Source organism: Paenibacillus sp. PK3_47 (assembly GCF_023520895.1).
In the GTDB taxonomy this organism is placed as follows: Bacteria; Bacillota; Bacilli; order Paenibacillales; family Paenibacillaceae; genus Paenibacillus_AQ.
The window spans coordinates 4,737,128-4,759,711 of the sequence record NZ_CP026029.1; the positions used below are offsets into that span (position 1 = coordinate 4,737,128).

The window sequence follows — 22,584 nt, forward strand, 5'->3', positions numbered from 1 at the left end:
AATCCCAAACAACACGTGTCTGCGGTTTATAGAAGGAACGGGGTCCAGCTTCCTGCAAGAAGAAGGGCGAAGCCGTTTCTATAAAAACAATGTCTTATTACTTCTATGAAAATACCTGCTTGATCCAAGCGGCCAGTCATTGTTATTAGAGAGTCTATCACAAAAGGCCTGTTTTTTCTACCGGACAATGTGAAGTTTGTCGGCTTCTGCTATGGGGCTGCCTGCCCGTAATTCCTTAGACAGCAAGGAAAGTGCTTTATCTGGAAAGTGCCCGGATGCAGAACCTTAGTCCTATATTTCGTGACGGCACCCCGAATTCCCGTTTATTCCTGCACTCCCGCAGCGTTCCTGCGGTAATCGGAAGGGGAGACACCGGTCTCCTTCTTGAAGATCCGGTTGAAGGACCGGTAATTCTCGAAGCCGATAGATTCCGAGATTTCAAAGGTTTTGAGGTCGGTCGTCAAGAGCAGCAGCGTAGCCTTCTCAATCCGCAAGCGGGTCAGATATTGGACAAAGCTTTCACCCGCCGCTTTCTTGAACATCGCACTGAAATAAGGAACGCTGTAATTAATGGAAGCAGCCAGCTCCTCCAGCTTGTACGGATAGCTGAGATCCTCACGCATCGTCTGGATAATCCGCGAGATGGAAGCATCAATCCGCTTGCCGCCTTCCTGCAGCAGCTGAAGCTTGTGGAAGTAGGAGCAGGTCTTCTCGTGCACGGCACTGAATGTCTGGCACAGCTCCAGCTGTTTCCGCAAAGCGGCTTCCAGCTCCGCACCGCCTGAGGTGCCGATAGCGGCATGGCTCATATCCAGGAATACTCTTAAATACAGCGATTTGATCCGTTCCGGGTCCCAATGCTGCTCGGCAGCCTGGCGAAGCAGCAAGCTGCGTTCCTGCTCCAGCGCCGATGTGTTCAAATGCGGCTCCAGAAGCGCCTTTTTCAACACCTTGTACCAGAATTGGTTGAGCGGCTCCGGAATCGGCCCGAAGCAGAGGCCCTCTTCCAATTCCTCAATGGCGAGGCTTTCGCCTCCGCGGTAAAAGAATGGATATGGCGCAGAAGCCAGGTGCTTCAGCGCTTCCGGCCAAGACTGAAGTCCGCGCCCGAAAAGGCACTGCAGGCCGAAGCAGTTCATTTTGAGGTTGGCGGTAATAGACTGGAGCACCTGCTCCAGGAACCCTGGGCGCTCCGGCAACGCATCGGTATAGACGGCCAGAAACCGCCCTTTGTCCAGGGCAATCACTTTGTGCGGACCGATGCTGCCCAGTATCTCTTTCAGCACGTTAACCCCGGCGAACTGCCAGAGCTTCAGCTCCTCGAGCTGGTCGACAGGGAAGCGCAGGGAGCAGCGGTCCAGCTCCAGCAGCAGCGCGTGAAACCGGCTGCCGCTCAGCGGAAGCTGCGCTTCCTCCAGCCTGCGCAGCCATTTGGATTCTGCAGCAGGACTACGGAGCATGTCCAGGAACAGGCTCTGTTCAATTTCGATTTCACTGAGCCGGACCTGCTGCTCCAGCTGGAGCTGCTTCTCACGCGACTCGCCCAGCGAATCGGCCTGGAAGGCCAATTGCTCCATAGTGCGGGCAAGCAGGCCGGGATCGGAGAGGCAGTCGTCCTTGATCAGATAAGAGGAGGCTTTCAGATGTATAGCCTGCTGGGCATAATGAAAGTCCTGGTGACAGGTAAGGATAATCACCTGCGGCGGGCGTTCCCCGCTGTTCTCAATCTCGCGCAGCATCTCCAGCCCGTTCATCCCCGGCATCGTAATATCCGTGACAATCAGCTCGGGTTTATGCTCCAGGAACAGCTTCAGCCCGTCCATGCCGTCCTCCGCTTCACCGATCAGGGTGAACAGGTCACTTCGTTCTTCGATAAATTGGCGGAATACGGTTCTTGCCGGAATCTCGTCTTCCACCAGCAGCACATTATATTGAGTCATGAGGTTCCTCCTTCATCTGAACGGTCTCTGCCGGCAGCAGGATCCGGATGGTCAGTCCTTCCCCGGCGGGGCTGTGGAGCAGAATCCGTGTTCCTGCCCCGAACAGCAGCCTCATCCGCATCCAGACATTCTGCAGGCCGATATTCTCACCGGTTTCCTCCCGGAGCAGCTGCATTTGCAGCTGCTTCAGCCCCGCTTCCTCCATTCCGGCGCCATCATCGCTGACTTCCAGAATGATCTGATGTTCAGTGGCGTCGGAGAATACACGCACCTTGATATGCCCTTCCGGCAGTTTGCGCGGCAGTATGCCGTGGAACACGGAATTTTCGATCAGCGGCTGCAGCCCGAGCTTCGGAATCTGCATATTCTGCAGCGGCTCTTCGATGTCGGCCTGCAGATGGATTTGGCATTTATACCGCATATTGAGCAGACCCACATAATCGGTGAGGTACTCCAGCTCCTGGCGGAGCTGCACCGTCTGCTCGAAATTCTCCATGGAATAGCGCAGCAGCGCGACCAGCCGGCCCATCAGCGAGTTGATCTTGTCGTAATCCTTCATCATGGCGAACATGCGGATCGTATTGAGTGTATTGTACATAAAATGCGGGTTGATCTGGGACTGCAGGGCCCGGATTTCCAGCTTGCGCTTCAGATCCTCCGACTCATGCAGATCAGCCAGCAGGTCCTGAATACGCACAGCCATCGTATTGAGCATCCGGCCGAGATCGCCGATTTCATTATTGGCAAACCGGGTGACGCGGGCGTCGAAGTTCCCTTTCTTAAGCGCATCGACCTGCCGTTTCACCGCCTGCAGCGGCCGGTACAGCTGGTAGCCGAAGCCGACGATGGACGCAGCGCCGAGAACGAGCAGAATGGCAAGGAAGTACGTCACCGTTTTCCGGATGATGTCCGTACTGGCGGTTAATTCCTGCGACGGAATCTCCGAAACCACGATCCACTTATCATAGGTGGAGGTTTGCTTGACAGACACAATGGAGGAGCCTGCCGCGAACTGGTCCGGACGGTTCAGCTTCCTCCAATGCTGCAGAAGGTCCTGCACCCGCCGGGCATCTTCCTGCTCTTCCAGCCTGCTGGTCGTGGCAATGGTCATCCCGTCCTCGGTCAATAAGGAAATGGAGCCTTTGCTGCCGAGCTGGATATTTTCAATCTGCCGCTGGTATTGATCATTGTTCATTGAGATCAGCAGCACGCCTTTCAGGTCCTCATACAGGTAAAAGGGCACGCGTGAGATATAATAAGTCGAAGTATCAAGGATCTCCAGCTCCGGCAGCGTATGTTTGTCCAGAAAAAGGCTGGCCTCGCCGGAGTTCAGATATTGTTCGATCAGCGGCCGGTACGGTGAATCTTCCAGCATGGCCGGCGCTTCCGTCGAAGACAGGATTTCGCCGGTAACGGCCGAATACACCTGGAGTCCCTCCACGTTCCCGATAATGGCCGAAGCCGTGCTGAGTACGGAGATCAGGTCTCTTTTGCGGACAACCTCCTCAAAATATTGGGCTGAAGGTGAGACCAAAGCTCCCTGGATGGAAGAGATGCGTGAGTATTGTTCGCTGAGTTCACGCAGCCGTGTCATCGTCAATTCAATCCGGTCCACCACCTGGTTGACCAGCTGGGCATTGAGACGGTTCACCTGCTTCTCAACTGTATTGCTGGATACGCTTACAGAAATGAAGGACAATGCAATTAAGGGAATAACAGAGACGGCGAGCATGACCAGGATCATCTTGAAATAGAAGCTCCTGCGCAGGAAACTGAAGAAAGGCGAGTTCATGGCGGATCACATCCGTTACTGGGATTAGACTGCGAATGGCTCTTGGGCTATCCTGTGCTAATTATAGTACAACGCCGGATGCGGAGGAACACCGTTTACGGCAAATCTTAAAAACGGTGACACATTGGCGCGAATCCGGCATGTTCAGCGGCCGCCCGGCCTTCTATAATCCAAAGTGTAGCAATGATGTAAACGCAATCATATAAACGAATGGGGGATAACAATGAATTCCAGAAGAAAGCTCGTACCACTAATGGCCACGGCGGCGTTGACAGTATCGCTGCTTGCGGGATGCTCCGGGGATAACAATAATGCGGCCCCTGCCGGCTCGGCTTCACCGGCAGGGAACTCCGGCAAGGCAGCGGGCAGCGGGCCGGCCAGCATCAAGGCGATGACGATTCTCTTCGGCAATCCGCCGGCAGCGGAGAACAACAAAGCGCTGGAGGATCTCGAGAAACGCGGGAATGTTGACCTGGATGTCACGTTCGTGCCCTCCGAAGCTTATACCGACAAGCTCTCGGTCGCGGTCTCCGCAGGCAATTCCTATGACATGCTGCTGATGGACGGCGGGAAGGACGACCGGTTCAGCAATCTGGTAAGGATGGGCGCTTTCCATGACCTGACGCCTTACCTTGAGAAGACGCAAAATATCAGCCAGATCGAAGATACGGTCTGGAACGGCATCAAGGTCGACGGTAAGGTGTACGGCATTCCGCGGCCCCGCGGTCTATACGGCGGCGGCGAAGCGAGCATTCTGATCCGTAAGGACTGGCTCGACAAATATAATCTGGAAGTGCCGAAAACAGTGGATGAGCTGACCCATGCCCTTGAAGTATTCAAAGAAAAGGACCCGGCCGGCGGCGGGAAAACCATTCCGTTCACCATCTTCGCCGTTGACGGCATCAGCAGTCCAGGGCCGTTCTCGGGCGTGCTGCCGATTCAGTTCGCTTTCGGAATTCCGAATGTCTGGGAGCTGGAGGACGGCAAGGCCGTCCGGGATTTCCAGACTCCGGAGTACAAAGCCTTTCTGGAATGGCTCAGAGATGCCTGGAGCAAAGGTCTGATCGACAAGGACGCTCCGGTGCTTAAAAACCAGGGGCAGGCGCGGAGCAAGTTCCAGTCCGGTACGGCGGGCGCTTTTGTCGGAAATGTCAGCGATTTGGTGGAGAGCAGCGTAGAGAAGCTGCAGCAGACCGACCCTAACGCTGAAATTGCCATTATCGACAGCCTGGAAGGTACGGACGGGCAAAAGGGCGTTGCGGTACTTGGCGGATACTACGGTCTCTGGGCAATTCCAAGCTCCGTTCCGGAGGAAAAGGTGCAGCAAATTATCGATTTCCTTGATTTTACCGCTTCTGAAGAGAATGTAGCTTTCTCCAAAGCTGGTGTTACCGGCATCCATTCCAGCGACTTCAAAGATGGCGTTGCCGTCCAGACCGAAGAACAGAAACAGCAATATGATCTGGACAAACCGAGCCAATTTGTGCTGGAGAACAGAGTAGACCCTTACATTTATGCAAACTCCAAAGTACCGGAAATCCTGGAAGTTCAGAAAGCTTCGCTGGACATCATCAGCAAGATCGGTGTTGAGAATCCGTTCCTTAGCTACAATTCAGAGACCGCCAGCAAAAATCCGGACAGCTACAAGAAAATGAGTGCCGTTATGACCAAATTTGTCCTGGGCGAAGGGACATGGGATGACGTGCAGAAAGAAATCGATGCCTGGACTAACGGAACCGGAGTACAGATTGCACAAGAGCTGCTGGACCAGTACAACGCAGAGCATCAGTAAGCAGCCCTGGAATAGAAACAGCAATAAACCACATGTAAATACACACAAAGGCGGAAGAAGGGGTTCCCTTCTTTCGCCCCATGGATAAGGAGGGCTAGACTATGCAGAGAAGCTTGCGACCGAAACGGTTCCAGCAGCTGTGGCCATTTTATGTACTGGCTGCGCCGGGAATACTTTATTTTGTTATTTTCCATTACATTCCGATGTCGGGCCTCGTGCTGGCATTCAAGGAGTACAGCCCGTTTAAAGGCATTATGAACAGTCCCTGGGTGGGGCTGGATAATTTCAGACAGTTTTTCGGAACATCCGATTTCTATATTTTGCTGAAAAATACGCTGCTGATCAGCCTTCTGAATCTGGTGATTTATTTTCCCTTCACCATCTTCCTGTCGCTGCTGCTGAATGAGCTACGGCTCAAAATCTTCAAGCGTGTCTCACAGACGATCGTATATCTGCCCCATTTCTTGTCCTGGGTAGTCATTTACGGAATCACGATTTCCTTCTTCGGACCTTCGGGAGTGATTAATCACTATCTGGAGGCATGGTTCGGCGGCGGCGCGAATTTCCTCGTCAGCAATGAGTGGTTCCGTCCGCTCATTATTTTCCAGTCCATCTGGAAGGATGCAGGATGGGGAACGATTATCTTCCTGGCGGCGCTGGCCGGTATTAACCCTGAGCAGTATGAGGCGGCTAAGGTCGATGGTGCAAACCGGCTGCAAAATATTTGGCATATTACGCTTCCGGGAATCAAAAGTACGATCGTCATTTTGCTGCTGCTCCGTCTCGGTTCCTCCATGGACTCCAACTTTATGCAGATCTTCCTGATGACCAACAGCCTCAACCTGGATGTCTCCAATGTGTTCGATCTGTTCGTCTACCATATCGGTCTGGAGCAGTTCAACTACAGCTTCGCGATAACCGTAGGCATGTTCAAATCCGTGGCCAGTCTGATTCTTGTGCTTGCAGCCAATTATGCGGCCAAGGCACTGGGTGAAGAAGGCATATTCTAGAACCGAAAACAGGAGTGGAGACCTATGAAACTGCGTGTAACATGGTTTGACAGCGTGATTGTAGTGATCATTTGCTTGATCAGTCTGCTGGTGATTTTACCCTTTCTCTATATTATCGCCGTATCTTTCAGCCCGCCGGGCGATTCGCTCGCCGGTAATTTCTTCATCTGGCCCAAGCATTGGACGCTTGATGCCTACTCTTATCTGCTGAACGCGGATACCTTCCTGACTTCGGTGCGCAATTCCGTGCTCATTACAGTGATGGGAACCTGTCTTAGTCTGTTTGTGTCGATTACCCTGGCTTATGCCTTGTCCAAAAAGTACCTGCCGGGCCGCCGGGCGATACTGCTGTTTATTTTCTTCACGATGATTTTCCACGGCGGAATGATTCCGAGCTATCTTGTCGTTAAAAATCTGGGTCTGATTGATTCCTACTGGGCAGTGGTGCTGCCGGCAGCTTCCAGTGCGTTCAATATCATGGTCATCCGCTCCTTCTTTCAGAGTCTTCCCGAAAGCCTGGATGAAGCGGCCCGGATTGACGGGGCGGGGGAATTCCGGATTCTTTATTCGGTCGTGCTGCCTCTCTCCAAACCGATTATCGCCACCTTTACGCTATTCTTTATGGTACAGTTCTGGAACGAGTTTTTCTCCGCCGTCATCTACCTGAACGATACGTCCCGCTGGCCGATTCAGCCGCTGCTGCGGCAGATGGTGGCGATCAGCGCATCCAATATCTCGGCTGAAGCTGCGGTGGATGCGCAAATGGCCGCCAATCTGGGACCGAATGTGCAGAATGCGGCAATTCTGCTCGCCATGCTGCCAATCGTCATCGTGTATCCTTTCCTGCAGAAGTATTTTGCCAAAGGAGCCATGCTGGGCTCCATTAAAGAATAGAAGCGGAGCCTGTCCCGCGAAAATGAAAAGGTGATGATTACAGTGACGATCGGTTATAAGGATTTGCGCCATAATCCGAAGTACACAGTGAACCAGATGTCAGATGGTGAGTTCTTAAGCACAGTGCTTGACCTGAGCCGCCCGGAGCTTGCCGGGGTAAACGCTGAGCTGCAGGCCGGAAATGTGGAGAAGGCAAGAGATGCTTATCTGGAGGTGATTGCCTCAGGCAATGTACGGAGATATTACTTTGATGTACAGGATGTTCCCCGCCTTAGGGCATATGCGCTTGACAGCTACAGCGGAGAGGGGGAAGCCCAAGAGGATATTGCCGAGGCAGACCGGATTGCGGCCGGTGACATTCCGCTGTTCAAGGGCAGAAGAGTTGTCTTCCCGGACGGAAAATATGACTGGAACAGCTGGCTGTATGACAGCTCGCAGTATCAGCTGCATCTGACCCGCTTCGTATACGTCAAGCGGCTCGCCAGGGCCTATGTCCTGACCGGAGACGAGAAGTACGCCAAGTGCTTCAATGACATGATGGATCATTTCATCAGCGACAACCCCGTGCCGGCGGACGGCACCTTCCGGGCGGAGCATTCGACCTGGGACCCGCTCTCCGCCGGGGTGCGCATGTTCATGCTGCCGGAAGCCTTCATTACGTTCTTCAGCTCCGCATCCTTTAAGCCGGAGGTAAAGCTGAAGCTGATCAAATCGTTCCACCAGCACGGGCATTATGTCCGCAAATACCATGCCAATCACGGGAACCATGTCTGCATGCAGCTGCGCGGGCTGATCCAGACCGCACTTCTGCTGCCGGAACTGAAAGACTCCGCTGCATGGCTGGAATACGGACTGCGCGAAATGCCGGACTATATCCGGCAGAACGTCTATCCGGACGGCGTGCAGTTCGAAGGCAGCCCGAACTACCATCTGGTCGTCATGCGCGACCTGTATGAGCTCGTGGCGCTCTTCCAAAGACTCGGGATGGACGCGGGAGAATACGACCGGATTCTGGAGGACATGTTCAACGTCACAATGCATCTGCTGTCCCCTGACGGGCAGCTCGTTAAATTCGGCGATACGGATGTGCAGGTGGCCAGCGAGCTGCGTAATATTATGAGTCTCGGGGCTTACCTGTACCAGCGGAGCGATTTCAAGGCGCTTGGGCATGAGCGCCTGCCCTTCTCGCTGCTCTGGAGAGTGGGGGCGGAGGCGGCGGAGAATTATGGGCGTCTGCAGGCGGAGGAACCCCGGACGACAGCGGCCTGTTTCCCGGTTGGCGGATATATTACCTTCCGGCAGGGCTGGGGCCGGGACGATATGTATATGGCGATGCGGGCAGGCGTCGGCGTCGGCGGACACGCCCACTCGGATGCGCTAAGCCTGGTGCTCTATGCCGGCGGACGGGAGCTGCTGGCGGACAGCGGCATGGGCCTGTTCGAATGGAACAAGGAACGGAAATATGCGGTATCCACCCGGGCCCACAACACGGTGGTTGTTGACGGCCAGGACCAGCATGTCCGCAGCCTGCACTGGAGTACCCCGGCCACCGCAGCCTGCAGAATCTGGGACTTTGAGTCGAACGACACTTACGGCTACACCTTTGCAAGCCATTACGGTTATTCACGCTATGAAGATCCGGTAATCCATTCCCGCAAGGTGCTGTTTGTCAGGAACCGCTATTGGCTGATTGTGGATCTGTTCGAAGCACGGGAGCAGCACCTGTATGAGCAATACTTTCACCTGCCGTGCGGTGCTGCAGTGTACGACTGCCGCAGCAGGGAAACGGCGACACAGCTGGAGGACGCCAATCTGCTGCTGGTGCATCCTTCAAGCGGGCATGTCCGGGACCAGCTGAGCCTGGAAGCGGGCCTGCTTTTCAAGCAAGGCTTCTATTACGATAATCCGGTAGTGAAGCGTTCGCTGACGCTGACCGGCAGGGCGGTTATTGAGACGCTGGCTGTACCGTACGGTACGGTGAAGCCGCAGGTGGTCATTGAACGCCTGCCTGTACGGATGAACGGGACGCAGCTCCCGGCAGCAGAGGCCACCGCTATGCGTATTGAAGTTGACGGCAGCGCCGATGAAATTTGCCTGTACCATAACAGCTTTAACGTGGCGGGTTACCTGGATCATACAGGCAATGTGATTACCGAAGAACTTCTGCCCCGGAAGCAGAACATTGGCGGGCTGGAGTTTGCCGGAGAGATTTACAGCAGCGATGTGATTGTGAAGAAGAGTGCAGAAGCGGAGCAATAAATTAGAAGCTCAACCTGATATGAATGGATTTGTTTAATATACGGATCAAATATAGGATGAGCAGATAAAGTAAACCTGCAGGAAATTAAATAGGCCGTTGTTCAGATACGAATATCGTATTCCGGACAACGGCCTTTATCTATGGAAGTCAGGGTGTACGGCGCAGGGCGGCACGCTGCAGGGTGATCATCCAGCTGACAGACGGCTCAACCACGGGGTGGAATAGACGTTTGACGGCAGGCTGGGCCAGCAGAATCGTCATAAGGACAGCGGCGAGGAGCAGGACTGCTGCACCGGCGGCGCTGCCGATATAAGCATACACACCGGAGACGGCAGCCAGACGGACAACAAGGCCATGCAGCAGGAAGACGTACAATGTCCGGCGGCCCCAATCGGTCATGCGGCTCAGTCCGTAAGGCACGAGGCCGAGGAAGGCCATTGAAGCAGCAGCCTGCAGGACATACAGTGCCAGCCGGTATATGCCGGCATACCATTCATGAACTCCGAGCTGCATATAAGTCATGCTGCCATAGAGCCATCCATGCGGAATGCCGGACCCCAGCGTACCCAGCACAACCAGCAGCAGCAGGGATCCGGCAGCGGCGGCAGTTTTGAAATGCTTTTGATACAGTCTGGCAAAAGCCGCGAAGTTAAAATGATAACCAATGACGAAGAAAGGCAGATATACAAAGGTGCGGCTGATGCTGAACCAGATGCCGTCAAGCTGCAGATAGCCTACAGCAACACCGGCAGCGGCGGCAAACACGATCTGTGCAGTCCTGCTCCATTTGCCCATGCCGAGCATCAGGAGACGCCAGCAGGCGTGGCTGGCCAGGAACCAGAGCAGCAGATAAGGGGCGAAGAAGGAATGGTGTATGTTATCTACATGAAAGAGGGAGGCGTCCAGTGCCGAATATAGGGATTGAAAGATCAGGTACTGCAGTCCGATCTGCAGCAGCACCTTGCGGCCTGCGCTTCCGTTCAGGCTTTTTTTGGCGAAATATCCTGTGACGAGCACAAACAGCGGCATATGAAAGCTGAATATCCACAGATACAGGCTGTGCAGCCCGCCCATCCGGCCAACCAGAGGTTCAATCGCATTGCCGACAAATACCGTAACGATAAGCATTAAGCGCAGATTGAGAAAAAAAGTCTCTCCGCGCGACTCAAGCGGGTGTTCCTCTGCCATAACCTGACCTCCATGATATGCGATCTGCAAATTACTTTAATTTTAAAATACATGATTTCCGGGGAAAGAATTGTGAATTAACTCACAATGGTAAGCGTTATCAGCGCCCATATTTGTGGCGATGTGTTGAAGGTTGTTTGATTACTTTGATTCCTCTATAATTTTCAGTATGCAGTACTCGGGAGTGAATCCTATTGGCCAACAGTAAAAATAAACGCCGCATCATTACCGGTTTGATCCTGGTTTTGATAGCGGCGGGAGTGTTTCTATGGAGATATCTAACCCCCTATACGCCGGAAGAAAGCGCCGAAACGGCGCTTGTTACAAGCGGAGGCGTCACCGTGGAGCAGAACGATAACTGGATCTCGTTTGAGCCCTCCGTCACGTTGGGGACGTCAGTGATTTTTTATCCCGGCGGTCTTGTAAAAGCGGAAGCTTATGCGCCGCTGGCGAAGCGTGTGGCGGAAGCCGGGCACCCGTTCTACATAGCGAGAATGCCGCTGAATCTCGCAGTCATCAAGGGGGATGCAGCGGATGACATTATCCGGGTGCACCCGCAGCAATCCTTTGTGCTGGGCGGTCATTCGCTTGGCGGAGTAATGGCGTCCCGCTATGCTTCAGAGCATCCCGACCAGCTGGAGGGCGTTTATTTTCTGGCCTCCTACCCGGATGAGAAGGGAAGCCTGAAGGATACAACCTTGTCAGTGCTGTCCCTGCTGGGCACCGAGGATAAGGTCGTCGACAGGGACAAATACAACGAAGGCCGTTCCTTTTTGCCGGGAAATACGGTGTATTTTTCAATTTTAGGCGGCAATCATGCCCAGTTCGGCAGCTACGGGCCGCAGAAAGGCGACGGGGAGGCAGCGATTACAGAAGAAGAGCAGCAGACCCGTACTGTACGCGCCTTGCTGGATTGGCTCGGCAATCTCCGCTAGCGCACGATTGACGAAAGGAGGCATTCCGTGCCGGTATTACATGTGAATGAATGGTCGGTCCCCTGCCAAGGCATTCTGTTCGACAAGGATGGAACACTGCTTGATCTGATTTCGACCTGGGGAATCTGGGCTGAGCTTATCCTGCGCGGACTGGAAACGGAGCTTGCGTTGACCGGAGCCGCACCGGCTGTACCTTTGGCCAAGGTAATGGGAACAAAGCATAACCCTGACGGCAAATTAATCAGCTATGACCCTTCCGGACCGCTGGCGATGGCTACTGCTGAGGAGACCTACGGAATTCTTGCCTGGCAGCTGTATGCGGCCGGCGTACCCTGGAACGAGGCGCTGCCCAAGGTGCAGCATATCTCCAGGGAAGCGATGAATGAGCTGCGCAGCCGCCGTCAGGCGGTTCCGCTGCCGGGGCTGCTGCCTTTTCTCCGGCAGTGTGCCGCAGCAGGCCTGAAGCTGGGGGTGGTTACCTCTGACGGGGCAAAGACCACCGCTGAGCATCTGGACTGGATGGGCATCGGGAGCTTCTTCCAGACGGTAGTGACCCGGGACAGGGTTACTGCCGGGAAGCCGGCGCCGGAAATGGCCGAAACGGCATGCCGTGAGCTGGATCTTGCGCCCGGGAACACCATTATCATCGGTGACAGCAATGCGGATATGCAGCTTGGCAAGGGAGCGGGACTGGGCCTGTCAGTCGGGATCTCCCCGGGCGGAGACAGAGAACATCTGCTGGATGCGGACACCATTGTTTCCGGTTACGATCAGCTTGTCATTACCTGCTGACAGCTGCCACTTCAGAAAGGATGCGTGTACAATATGGATCAATTGCAGACATTGGCTTCTTGGATCAAGGACAGCGGCAATATCGTATTTTTCGGCGGCGCCGGAACCTCTACAGAGAGCGGGATTCCGGATTTCCGTTCCGCTGCCGGTCTCTACCAGTCCCAGCACAATTCCCCCTACCCGCCGGAAGTCATGCTGAGCCGCAGCTTTTTTATGTCCTCGCCGGACATTTTTTTTGATTTTTACCGCTCCAAAATGATTCATCCGCAGGCACAGCCGAACGGCGCACACAAGCTGCTGGCGGAGCTGGAGGGGCAGGGCAGACTCAAAGCGGTCATTACGCAAAATATAGACGGCCTGCATCAGCTTGCCGGCAGCCGGGTTGTCCTGGAGCTGCACGGCTCGATTCACCGCAACCACTGCATGGGCTGCAGCCGTTTTTACAGCCTGGAACAGGTGGTGAATTCTGCTGAGCGTGTTCCCCTGTGCCCTGAATGCGGCGGTATCATCAAACCTGATGTCGTGCTTTATGAGGAGGAGCTTGATCATGATGTGCTGATCGGCGCGGTGGCTGCCCTTGCTGCTGCAGATCTTCTCATTATCGGCGGCACTTCGCTGACCGTTCAGCCTGCAGCAAGTCTTGTTACCTACTTCAAAGGGCGCCGTACAGTATTGCTGAACGGTGACCCGACCCCGTATGATCACAGAGCTGATCTGATCATTACCGAACGGATCGGAGAGGTCATGGGGAGGGTCCAGGAGCTGCTCTAGGAAATGTTGCGCACAAGACATGCTGCAAGATTACAAAGCTTCTCAGTTGTTTAAAATAGGGTAATATGACAACAGAGGATATGAGAGGCAGGGATTAGCGATGGTGTATGTGGCTAGCGACGAACGGTATGAAGTGATGCGTTACAACCGCTCCGGCAGGTCGGGCCTGAAGCTTCCGGCGATATCGCTGGGGCTGTGGCATAACTTTGGCGGAATCGATACCTATGAGAACGGCCGGGAGATGATTACCCGTTCGTTTGATCTCGGAATTACCCATTTTGATCTGGCAAACAATTACGGGCCGCCCGGAGGTTCAGCAGAAGAACTGTTCGGCAAAGTGCTGGCCAGTGACCTGTCCCCCTACCGTGATGAGATGGTGATATCCACAAAAGCGGGATATTATATGTGGCCCGGCCCCTATGGTGACTGGGGATCGCGCAAATATATGCTGGCCAGCCTGGATCAGAGCCTGAAGCGGCTCGGCCTCGATTATGTCGATATTTTTTACTCTCACCGTCCGGACCCGGAGACGCCGCTGGAAGAGACGATGGGCGCGCTGGATTATGCCGTGCGCTCAGGCAAAGCGCTGTATATCGGATTGTCCAATTACACGGCAGAGCAGACGGCAGAAGCGATCAAAATTCTTAAGGAGCTCGGCACACCGCTTCTGATTCATCAGCCCCGCTACTCCATGCTGGACCGCTGGATTGAGAACGGGCTGCAGGATGTGCTTGAAGAACACGGGGTTGGCAGCATTGCGTTTACCCCGCTGGCCCAGGGTCTATTGACCAATAAATATTTGAACGGCATTCCGGAAAATTCGCGGGCGGCAGGTCCGTCTACAGCCTTGAATGAGAGCGGGATTACCCCGGATGTGCAGCGCAAAATCCGCGCGCTTAACCAGCTTGCGGTCTCAAGGGGGCTTAGTCTGGCACAATTTGCCCTTCTCTGGACGCTCCGCGGCGGCAGGGTGACTTCGGCGCTGATCGGTGCGAGCCGGGTAAGCCAGATCGAAGAGAATATCGCAGCATTATCGCACGGGGATTTCACGCAGGAAGAGCTGGACCGGATTGAAACGATACTCAAAACGGAGCATGAAGCCTGATGATGTAAAACAATCGAATGAACATGAAGACAGCCCGCCTCCACGTAATGGGAGCGGGCTGTCTCTATATCTCAAGCCTTGTCGCTATGCCTGCCGGTTGCCTGGCGGTAGGCCGTCGGAGACTGGGCACAGAAGCGTTTGAACTGGCGGGAGAAGTACAAGGCGTCGGTCAGCCCTACGGATGCGGCGACCTGCTCCACAGACAGCTCCGGGCGTTCGCGCAATAGCTGGCGGGATTTCTCGATCCGCAGCTTCAGCAGGTAAGTGACGGGCGAAAGGCCGGTTTCCTGCTTGAAAATCCGTGACAGGTAAGCGCGGTTATATCCAAGGCTGCCGGACATTTGTTCAATAGAGACCGGATGGGCATACTGTGAAGCCATATAGTTAATCATCTGCTTCACGGTGCGTTTCACCTGTGATTCCGCTCCGGTCAGCCGGGAGGAGGAGTTCAGCTGCTCAGCCGCCTCCCCGACGATAAGATACAGGTATCCCAGTGAAGTGAGGTGTGCACTTTCTTTGTTGCCGTAGAAAGCCTGAATCATCCCGGCTAGGGCGGCGGGAAGAACGGTACTGTATTCAGCAGTGGACAGGACGGGCTGATGCGGAGTGAACCCGGCCTGAAGCACAAGGCTGTCAGCATCCGCTCCGGTAAAGGCGGCCCAGCGGTAGCGCCAGGGCTGCTCCTGGTCGGAGATATAACTGACGAGCTGTCCCGGATGAATCAGGAAGCAGTCGCCCCGGCCCAGCTCATAAGTGCGGTTTTCCGTACGGAAGATGCCTTTGCCCGATTCAATGAAGTGGAGCAGGTAATAATCATATATTTTGGGGCCGGCCTGATGCAGCGGCAGGGTCTGGCTCTCGCCGGAGAACAGCACATGCAGCGGCTGCCCCTCATAATAAACAGGATTTGATCCAACATTATAGGTATGGTCCAAGCGGGAATCTCCTCTCAGCGTTGAAGCTCTGCATATTACAATTATATGATGTATCCCACGGGAAGTCACATTTATCCATACATTACACACATGATTGCATTATCAGGGCAAGTCTGATTTTATTATAATGTAACCATAAACGAAGCAATACAGGATTCCTGAAATGAAGCGAACAATTGTGAGAGGATGGAGTGGCATTAATGAGCATACAAGAACTTAACAGCAAATTTATCGAGAAATTCGGGGAGAGCACGGAGGAGGCGCGGGTATTCTACGCACCGGGACGTGTGAATCTGATCGGCGAGCATCTGGATTATAACGGCGGTTATGTGTTCCCTGCAGCACTGGATTTCGGAACTACCCTGATTGTGCGGCCCCGCACTGACGGCAAGGTACAGTTCGCCTCCACGAACTTCCCTTATGAAGCCTCTATTGATTACAGCGAAATCGGCAAAGCCAAAACCGGGGAATGGGTTGACTACCCTGTCGGTGTTATGGTGGAGCTGGCGAAGAAGGGCCACCCGCTTTCCGGCGGCTACGATCTGCTGTTCCACGGTGATATTCCGAACGGCTCCGGGCTTTCGTCTTCTGCCTCCATTGAAGTAGTGACCGGATATGCCTTCCTGTCGCTGCTCGGCGGAGATACGGATACCGTTGAAATTGCTCTCTTGTCCCAGCGTGCGGAGAACCAGTACGTAGGCGTTAACTCCGGGATTATGGACCAGTTCGCTGTAGCCAACGGTAAGAAGGATCATGCCATCCTGCTGATGTGCGATACACTGGAATACAGCCTGGTTCCATTCGCAACCGGCGCCTACAAGCTGGTTATCGGCAACACCAATAAGAAGAGAGGCCTTGTAGACTCCAAGTACAACGAGCGCCGCAGCCAATGTGACGAAGCACTGGCCATTCTGAAGCAGGAGGTTCCGTCCCTGTCTTACCTGGCAGAGATGAAGCCGGAAGAGTTCGAAATCCATAAGGACAAAATCACAGACGAAACGGTAAGACGCCGGGCACGCCACGTAGTGGAAGAGAACCAGCGCGTGCTGGATTCCGTTGAGGTGCTGAAGAACAATGATCTGAAGCAGTTCGGCCTGTTCATGAATGACTCCCACGTGTCTCTGCGCGATCTGTACGAAGTAAGCTGCGAAGAGCTGGATGTGATGGTGGAAGAAGCACAGCGTATTCCGGGGACCCTCGGCTCCCGTATGACCGGTGCAGGGTTCGGCGGATGTACTGTATCGCTCGTGCATGAAGATGATGTGGAACGCTTTATCCGTGAAGTAGGCGAGGCTTATACAGCAAGAACCGGACTGACCGGCGAATTCTATGTGTGCGGCATCGGCAACGGTGTTGAAGAACTGAAAGGAGTGAAGTAAGATGGCGATTCTGGTAACGGGTGGAGCAGGGTATATCGGTTCCCATACAGTAGCTGAGCTGCTGGACCGGGGCGAAGAGGTTGTAGTCATCGACAATCTGCTGACAGGACACCGCGAGGCGCTTCTTGGCGGCAAGCTGTACGAAGGGGATCTGCGCGACAAGGCCCTGCTGGCCAAGCTGTTCTCCGAGAACAAGATTGAAGCGGTTATCCATTTCGCAGCCAGCTCCCTGGTTGGCGAGAGCATGAAGGACCCGGTGAAATATTACGACAACAACGTATACGGAACCCAGTGTCTGCTGGAAGCGATGCAGCATGCCGGCGTGGACAAAATCGTCTTCTCATCCACAGCCGCAACCTACGGCGAACCGGAAAAGGTGCCGATTGAGGAAAGCGACCGCACAGAGCCGGCGAACGTATACGGCGAAACCAAGCTGACCATGGAACGCATGATGGCCTGGTTTGACAAAGTGCTTGGCATCAAATATGTGGCGCTGCGCTACTTCAATGCCGCAGGTGCCCATGCCAGCGGCAAGATCGGCGAAGACCACCGCCCGGAAAGCCATCTGATTCCGCTCGTACTGCAGACTGCACTGAAGCAGCGTGAGAGCATTGCTGTCTTCGGCGATGATTACCCGACAGAAGACGGAACCTGTGTCCGCGACTATATCCATGTCAGCGATCTGGCTGATGCCCATGTCCGTGCGGTTACTTACCTGCGGGGCGGCAACTCCAGCAACGTATTCAACCTGGGCAACGGCCTTGGCTTCTCGGTGAAGCAGGTTATTGAAACTTCCAAAAAAGTGACCGGACTGGAAATCCCGGTTGTCATCCAGGAGCGCCGCGCCGGCGATCCTGCGGTACTGGTGGCTTCCTCCGACAAAGCGCGCTCAGTGCTGGGATGGAACCCGCAGCATGCCGAGCTGGAAGGCATCATCCAGAGCGCATGGAACTGGCACTCCGCCAACCCGCAAGGATACGGAGAATAAGTATTCCCGCGTGCCGGAACGTCCAGTTCCGGCACGTATCATTGAGCATTTGCTACACCATGAGAAGGAGAATTCAAATGGCTAATGACAACATTGCCTCAGCCTCCGGGCAAAAGGCGCAATATGCGATTGAGCAGCTGGTGCTGTTCGCGCTGCACCAGGAGCTGATTCAGCCTGCGGATGTGGATTACAGCCGCAATGAGCTGCTGGACCAGTTCGGCTTCAGCGAGCCGTATGCTGCGGAATTCAGCGAAGCACCCCTTACGAGCCCGCAGGCACCGCTCGATGTGCTGATTGATTACGGCTTTGAGATCGGGCTGATCCCGGAGAATACCGACACGTACCGCGATTTGCTGGACGCCAAAATTATGGGGCTTCTGATGGCACGCCCCTCCGAGGTCAATGCTGAGTTCAGCCGGCTTGCGGCTGAGCAGGGTATTCAGGCGGCTACCGACCGCTTTTATAAATTAAGCATTGATTCCAATTATATCCGGATGGACCGTGTGTCCAAGAACGTCTACTGGCTGCAGGATTCCCCTTACGGTGACATCGAGATGACGATCAATTTGTCCAAGCCGGAGAAAAGTCCAAAGGAAATTGCCATGGCCCGTCTGCTTCCGCCGCCGGTCTATCCCAAATGCCAGCTGTGCCGGGAAAATGTCGGCTATGCCGGAAGAGTGAATCACCCGCCGCGCCAGAACCTGCGGATCATCCCGATGGAGCTGAACCAGGAAAAGTGGTTTTTCCAATACTCTCCATACGTATACTACAATGAGCACTGCATCGTATTCCATCACGATCATGTGCCAATGAAGCTCACTAAGGATACGCTGAAGCGTCTCCTCGGCTTCGTGGAATCCTTCCCGCATTATTTCATCGGCTCGAATGCCGATCTGCCGATTGTCGGCGGGTCTATCCTGACTCACGATCATTTTCAAGGCGGACGGCACACGTTCCCGATCCAGAAGGCTCCCAAAGAGGATACCTTCACACATCCGTCCTATCCGGGAGTCAGCATCAGCATCGTTAAATGGCCGATGTCCGTGCTGCGTATGCACGGTACAGATCCGGCGGTGCTGCTGGAATGCGGCAATGACATCTACGAGAGCTGGAAGGTATACAGCGATCCGGAAGCGGAGGTGCTTGCATTTACGGAGACAGACGGAGAAATGACTCCGCATAACACGGTTACGCCTATCGTACGGCGGGCCGAAGACGGCGGATTTGAGATGGATCTGGTGCTGCGCAACAACCGGACCAGCGAGGAGTATCCGGAAGGAATCTTCCACCCGCACCGCGAGATGCACCATATCAAGAAGGAGAACATCGGCCTGATTGAGGTAATGGGTCTGGCGATCCTGCCGGGACGCCTGAAGGAAGAGCTGGACGCCGTAGCCGGCGTGCTGGCCGGAGATACGGCGCTGCTTGAAGCTGTGAAGAGCGACACCGGCCATGCGCTGGCGCTGCACGCTTCCTGGATTCAGGAGCTGGCAGAACGCTTCGGCACTGCACACACCCGTGAGGAAGCGGTGAAGCTGGTCCAGAATGAGGTCGGCATTAAATTTACACATATTCTGGAGCATGCCGGCGTCTACAAACGGACACCGGAGGGACAGGCAGCTTTCCGCCGCTTTGTGAACAGCTTCGGTGCAGTTTAGAATAATATTACTAAAGTCCCGGGCCGGAAGGTCCGGGCTGTTTTAATGATAACAGCTTCAGGTGAGCCAGGCGATTTGAATGACGTCCGCCGGAGGTTTATAATATACAATTGCACCACATTCCTGATCTGACGGAGGCTTACACATATGCGCAAATTTGAATTTTACAACCCGACAAAGCTGATTTTTGGACAAGGAACCCTGCAGGCGCTGCGGACAGAAGTGCCGAAATACGGGAAGAATGTATTGCTGATGTATGGCGGCGGCAGCATCAAACGCAGCGGCCTCTATGATAATGTGCTTGCTGAACTCAAGGAGGCCGGTGCTGTTGTGACCGAACTGGCCGGAGTAGAGCCTAACCCGCGGTTGTCCACCGTACATAAAGGTGTGGCATTGTGCCGCGAGCATAACATTGAACTGATTCTCGCCGTCGGCGGCGGCAGCGTGCTGGACTGCGCCAAGGCTGTGGCGGTTGGGGCAAAATATGATGGCGATATGTGGGACTTTGTAGAACGCAAGGCTGCTCCACAAGCTGCACTGCCGCTGGGTACTGTACTGACAATGGCAGCCACAGGTTCGGAAATGAACAGCGGCTCTGTAATTTCCAATGAAGTGACCAAGGAAAAAATGGGCTGGGGCAGCGTGCATTCCTTCCCTGCATTCTCTATTCTGGATCCTGAAAATACATTCACCCTGCCGCGCGACCAGACTGTCTATGGCATGGTTGACATCATGTCCCACGTGCTGGAGCATTACTTCCATACGGAGGGCAATACGCCGGTACAGGACGGCTTCTGTGAGACGCTGCTGCGTACGGTGATTGAGACTGCACCGAAGCTGATAGAAGACCTGAACAATTACGAGCTGCGCGAGACGATCATGTACTGCGGCACAATGGCCTTGAACGGGATGGTAAGCATGGGCTTTGCCGGAGACTGGGCTACCCACAATATCGAGCATGCCGTTTCCGCGGTTTACGATATTCCGCATGGCGGCGGTCTGGCGATTCTGTTCCCGCACTGGATGAGATATAACCTCAGCACCAATCCGGCCCGTTTCCGCCAGCTTGCTGTAAATGTATTCGGTATTGATGCGGCAGGTAAAACGGACGAGGAAGCTGGTCTTGAGGGTATTGAAGCGCTGCGCAGCTTCTGGGATTCCATCGGTGCACCGAAAACACTCGGCGATTACGACATCGACGGCAGCGAAATCGGCAGCATGGCTGATAAAGCGGTCCGTTTTGGACCGTTCGGCAACTTCCGCAAGCTGGACCGCGAGGATGTAGTGGAGATTTATACAAAAGCGCTGTAAGAACGGTGTGACTGTTCTGGCGCTATATGATCTGTAAGGGCAGCCGCTCCGGTTATGGGGCGGCTGTTTTTCGTTTTTTGGAAAAGGAAATTTGATTGTGCTGGATGTAGGGAGGGGGAGGGATGTCTGGGCTGAAATGAACGGGAAAAGTCCCGTTGAATGCGCCGGAATGAGGCGATTGGGTGGAATGAACGGGAAAAGTCCCGTTGAATGTGCCGGAATGAGGCGACTGGGCGAAATGAACGGGAAAATTCCCGTTGAATGTGCCGGAATGAGGCGATTGGGCGAAATGAACGGGAAAAGTCCCGTTGGATGTGCTGGAATGAGGCGACTGGGCGAAATGAACGGGAAAAGTCCCGTTGGATGTGCCGGAATGAGGCGACTGGGCGAAATGAACGGGAAAAGTCCCGTTGGATGTGCCGGAATGAAGCGACTGGGTGAAATAAACGGGAAAAGTCCCGTTGGATGTGCCGGAATGAGGCGACTGGGCGAAATGAACGGGAAAAGTCCCGTTGAATGTGCCGGAATGAGGAGACTGGGCGAAATGAACGGGAAAAGTCCCGTTGGATGCGCCGGAATGAGGTGACTGGGCGGAACCTCCGGCACAGCGGCGGAATGAAAGGCATAAATACCTCCGAATACGCAGAAATCCCGTACAATGGCGCGATGAAAGGCATAAATACCTCCGAATGCACAGAAATCCCCTACAACAGTTAAATGAGAGGTATTAATACCCCCGTCTGCCCCGCGGAAGGCTGCAATCACCCGGCAGCTTAGTGCAAAAAAGAAGCACAATTTAAATATCACCAGACAAATCTACAGCACCCCTTCGGCATCCGCCGGCAATGTCCGGACATGCTGCAGATAAGCCGTCATGTTCACGTCCTCTTGCACAGGGTAGGTGAATGACAAATGCCCGGCGGCCTCAGCCGCAAGCGTACGGAACAGCTCAGTGGCGGTAAATACAGCCTCCCAAAAGTTATCATAGCTGCCGTCCGAATAAGTCTGTTCATACATTTTCCAGTAGGCAGGAGGCAGAAGTCTCTTGAAATACTTGCCCATTTTCCCGGCAGATACCCCGAAATCATTCTGCGTGCCGATCCACCAGCAGACCATCTCATCCAGCATGTCCCTCACATAATGATCGAACATCCTCTTAGCATACGGCAGCTCATCGCGCCATATTCCCTTGGCCACATTTTGCAGACACCACCAGAATTCGTTGCAGCAGCCCCTGAATCGGGCTTCAGAAGGGCGGGTTACCCGGTAACCGGCATCCGTCGGCGGCTCAATGGGAGGCAGGCAGCGGTCCTTATCCAGCAGCGGTACAGTAAGTTTGTCTCCAAGATACTCCTCCATCATCACTTCCTGCGTAACCAGGCTGAGATCGATCCTATTACCGTCCGCAAACAGCATCAGGTAAGCATAACGCCGGGAGAGGTCAGGGGCAGCACCGGGAAACCAGTCGTTTTTATCCGGCTCCTGCAGGATCAGCAGCTCTCCGAACCTGTCAATCCATGTCTTATCTTGAAGAAAAGACTCCGTTTCGGTCACCACATATACGATATCGTAATCCTGAAAAATGTCTTTTGGCGCATTGGGATTGGTTCTTGAACCGTTCATGTAAACCGCGCGAATCCGTTCATCGTCCCGGGCCGTTCCGGCAATCAGATCAAACATTTCTTTTTCGCTTCGCAAGCTAAATTTCACCTCTTCATAAATGGGAGTCAGCCGTATTTCTGGACTCTTTTCAGCTTACCATACAGGTCAGCAGCTGGAAATGAAGGGAGGCTCTTCCGGCACATTAATGAGATAAAAATCCAAGTTTGTGAAA

General features: G+C 54.2%; 18 protein-coding genes. 13 read left to right on the plus strand and 5 right to left on the minus strand.

Features of this window, described 5'->3' with window-relative positions; genetic code table 11:
• Positions 1 to 323: 323 nt before the first annotated feature.
• Together C2I18_RS20635 and C2I18_RS20640 are read right to left on the minus strand one after the other, a co-directional pair.
• Positions 324 to 1,940 carry a response regulator gene (locus C2I18_RS20635; RefSeq protein WP_249897608.1) on the minus strand — a complete coding sequence of 539 codons (1,617 nt, stop codon included), beginning with the start codon at positions 1,938 to 1,940 and terminating at the stop codon, positions 324 to 326.
• On the minus strand, positions 1,927 to 3,732 hold the full coding sequence (locus tag C2I18_RS20640; RefSeq protein WP_249897609.1) for a cache domain-containing sensor histidine kinase: 1,806 nt from the start codon (positions 3,730 to 3,732) through the stop codon (positions 1,927 to 1,929). Before C2I18_RS20640 ends, C2I18_RS20635 begins: the two co-directional genes overlap by 14 nt.
• Before the next feature lie 223 nt (positions 3,733 to 3,955).
• On the opposite strand from C2I18_RS20640, the gene C2I18_RS20645 reads away from it, so the two are divergent.
• The 4 genes from C2I18_RS20645 (at position 3,956) to C2I18_RS20660 (ending at position 9,687) form a co-directional block, all read left to right on the plus strand.
• Positions 3,956 to 5,524: an extracellular solute-binding protein gene (locus C2I18_RS20645; RefSeq protein WP_249897610.1), complete on the plus strand. Its 1,569-nt coding sequence runs from the start codon at positions 3,956 to 3,958 to the stop codon at positions 5,522 to 5,524.
• 101 nt (positions 5,525 to 5,625) lie between these two features.
• Positions 5,626 to 6,534: an ABC transporter permease gene (locus tag C2I18_RS20650; protein WP_249897611.1), complete on the plus strand. Its 909-nt coding sequence runs from the start codon at positions 5,626 to 5,628 to the stop codon at positions 6,532 to 6,534.
• A gap of 24 nt (positions 6,535 to 6,558) precedes the next feature.
• Entirely contained in the window at positions 6,559 to 7,428 is an 870-nt protein-coding gene (locus C2I18_RS20655; protein WP_249897612.1) for a carbohydrate ABC transporter permease, read from the plus strand.
• Between the two features lie 33 nt (positions 7,429 to 7,461).
• On the plus strand, positions 7,462 to 9,687 hold the full coding sequence (locus C2I18_RS20660; RefSeq protein ID WP_249902187.1) for an alginate lyase family protein: 2,226 nt from the start codon (positions 7,462 to 7,464) through the stop codon (positions 9,685 to 9,687).
• Between the two features lie 148 nt (positions 9,688 to 9,835).
• Here the strand turns inward: C2I18_RS20660 and C2I18_RS20665 are convergent, their stop codons facing one another.
• Positions 9,836 to 10,876, minus strand: coding sequence for an acyltransferase family protein (locus C2I18_RS20665; protein ID WP_249897613.1), 1,041 nt, complete (start codon positions 10,874 to 10,876; stop codon positions 9,836 to 9,838).
• Between the two features lie 194 nt (positions 10,877 to 11,070).
• Between C2I18_RS20665 and C2I18_RS20670 the strand changes: the two genes are divergently transcribed.
• From C2I18_RS20670 to mgrA, 4 genes are all read left to right on the plus strand, one after another.
• Entirely contained in the window at positions 11,071 to 11,811 is a 741-nt protein-coding gene (locus C2I18_RS20670) for an alpha/beta hydrolase (RefSeq protein ID WP_249897614.1), read from the plus strand.
• 27 nt (positions 11,812 to 11,838) lie between these two features.
• Positions 11,839 to 12,603, plus strand: a complete 765-nt coding sequence (locus C2I18_RS20675) for an HAD family hydrolase (protein WP_249897615.1) — start codon at positions 11,839 to 11,841, stop codon at positions 12,601 to 12,603.
• Between the two features lie 33 nt (positions 12,604 to 12,636).
• On the plus strand, positions 12,637 to 13,374 hold the full coding sequence (locus C2I18_RS20680) for an NAD-dependent protein deacylase (RefSeq protein WP_249897616.1): 738 nt from the start codon (positions 12,637 to 12,639) through the stop codon (positions 13,372 to 13,374).
• A 100-nt stretch (positions 13,375 to 13,474) separates the two neighbouring features.
• A complete protein-coding gene (gene mgrA, locus C2I18_RS20685; protein ID WP_249897617.1) occupies positions 13,475 to 14,479 on the plus strand; it encodes an L-glyceraldehyde 3-phosphate reductase in 1,005 nt (334 codons plus the stop codon).
• Positions 14,480 to 14,550: 71 nt separating this feature from the next.
• On the opposite strand, the gene C2I18_RS20690 is transcribed toward mgrA, so the two are convergent.
• A complete protein-coding gene (locus C2I18_RS20690) occupies positions 14,551 to 15,414 on the minus strand; it encodes an AraC family transcriptional regulator (protein WP_249897618.1) in 864 nt (287 codons plus the stop codon).
• Positions 15,415 to 15,614: 200 nt separating this feature from the next.
• Between C2I18_RS20690 and C2I18_RS20695 the strand changes: the two genes are divergently transcribed.
• The 5 genes from C2I18_RS20695 (at position 15,615) to C2I18_RS20715 (ending at position 21,336) form a co-directional block, all read left to right on the plus strand.
• Positions 15,615 to 16,793: a galactokinase gene (locus tag C2I18_RS20695; protein ID WP_249897619.1), complete on the plus strand. Its 1,179-nt coding sequence runs from the start codon at positions 15,615 to 15,617 to the stop codon at positions 16,791 to 16,793.
• A gap of 1 nt (position 16,794) precedes the next feature.
• Positions 16,795 to 17,781, plus strand: coding sequence for a UDP-glucose 4-epimerase GalE (gene galE / locus C2I18_RS20700; protein WP_249897620.1), 987 nt, complete (start codon positions 16,795 to 16,797; stop codon positions 17,779 to 17,781).
• Positions 17,782 to 17,858: 77 nt separating this feature from the next.
• Positions 17,859 to 19,439 (plus strand): UDP-glucose--hexose-1-phosphate uridylyltransferase, encoded by a 1,581-nt coding sequence (locus C2I18_RS20705; protein WP_249897621.1) that lies wholly within the window; start codon positions 17,859 to 17,861, stop codon positions 19,437 to 19,439.
• 147 nt (positions 19,440 to 19,586) lie between these two features.
• A complete protein-coding gene (locus tag C2I18_RS20710) occupies positions 19,587 to 20,750 on the plus strand; it encodes an iron-containing alcohol dehydrogenase (protein ID WP_249897622.1) in 1,164 nt (387 codons plus the stop codon).
• Positions 20,751 to 20,886: 136 nt separating this feature from the next.
• Positions 20,887 to 21,336, plus strand: a complete 450-nt coding sequence (locus tag C2I18_RS20715; protein WP_249897623.1) for a hypothetical protein — start codon at positions 20,887 to 20,889, stop codon at positions 21,334 to 21,336.
• 230 nt (positions 21,337 to 21,566) lie between these two features.
• Here the strand turns inward: C2I18_RS20715 and C2I18_RS20720 are convergent, their stop codons facing one another.
• Positions 21,567 to 22,448: an aminoglycoside 6-adenylyltransferase gene (locus C2I18_RS20720; protein ID WP_249897624.1), complete on the minus strand. Its 882-nt coding sequence runs from the start codon at positions 22,446 to 22,448 to the stop codon at positions 21,567 to 21,569.
• Between the last annotated feature and the right edge of the window lie 136 nt (positions 22,449 to 22,584).

Coding starts and splice junctions, on each gene's coding strand:
- C2I18_RS20655 (WP_249897612.1), top strand. CDS start 6,559: ATGAAACTGCGTGTAACATGGTTTGACAGCGTGATTGTAGTGATCATT.
- C2I18_RS20680 (WP_249897616.1), top strand. CDS start 12,637: ATGGATCAATTGCAGACATTGGCTTCTTGGATCAAGGACAGCGGCAAT.
- C2I18_RS20715 (WP_249897623.1), top strand. CDS start 20,887: ATGAACGGGAAAAGTCCCGTTGAATGCGCCGGAATGAGGCGATTGGGT.
- C2I18_RS20665 (WP_249897613.1), bottom strand. CDS start 10,876: ATGGCAGAGGAACACCCGCTTGAGTCGCGCGGAGAGACTTTTTTTCTC.
- C2I18_RS20695 (WP_249897619.1), top strand. CDS start 15,615: ATGAGCATACAAGAACTTAACAGCAAATTTATCGAGAAATTCGGGGAG.
- C2I18_RS20645 (WP_249897610.1), top strand. CDS start 3,956: ATGAATTCCAGAAGAAAGCTCGTACCACTAATGGCCACGGCGGCGTTG.
- C2I18_RS20650 (WP_249897611.1), top strand. CDS start 5,626: ATGCAGAGAAGCTTGCGACCGAAACGGTTCCAGCAGCTGTGGCCATTT.
- C2I18_RS20635 (WP_249897608.1), bottom strand. CDS start 1,940: ATGACTCAATATAATGTGCTGCTGGTGGAAGACGAGATTCCGGCAAGA.
- C2I18_RS20640 (WP_249897609.1), bottom strand. CDS start 3,732: ATGAACTCGCCTTTCTTCAGTTTCCTGCGCAGGAGCTTCTATTTCAAG.
- galE (WP_249897620.1), top strand. CDS start 16,795: ATGGCGATTCTGGTAACGGGTGGAGCAGGGTATATCGGTTCCCATACA.
- C2I18_RS20660 (WP_249902187.1), top strand. CDS start 7,462: ATGATTACAGTGACGATCGGTTATAAGGATTTGCGCCATAATCCGAAG.
- C2I18_RS20710 (WP_249897622.1), top strand. CDS start 19,587: ATGCGCAAATTTGAATTTTACAACCCGACAAAGCTGATTTTTGGACAA.
- mgrA (WP_249897617.1), top strand. CDS start 13,475: ATGGTGTATGTGGCTAGCGACGAACGGTATGAAGTGATGCGTTACAAC.
- C2I18_RS20705 (WP_249897621.1), top strand. CDS start 17,859: ATGGCTAATGACAACATTGCCTCAGCCTCCGGGCAAAAGGCGCAATAT.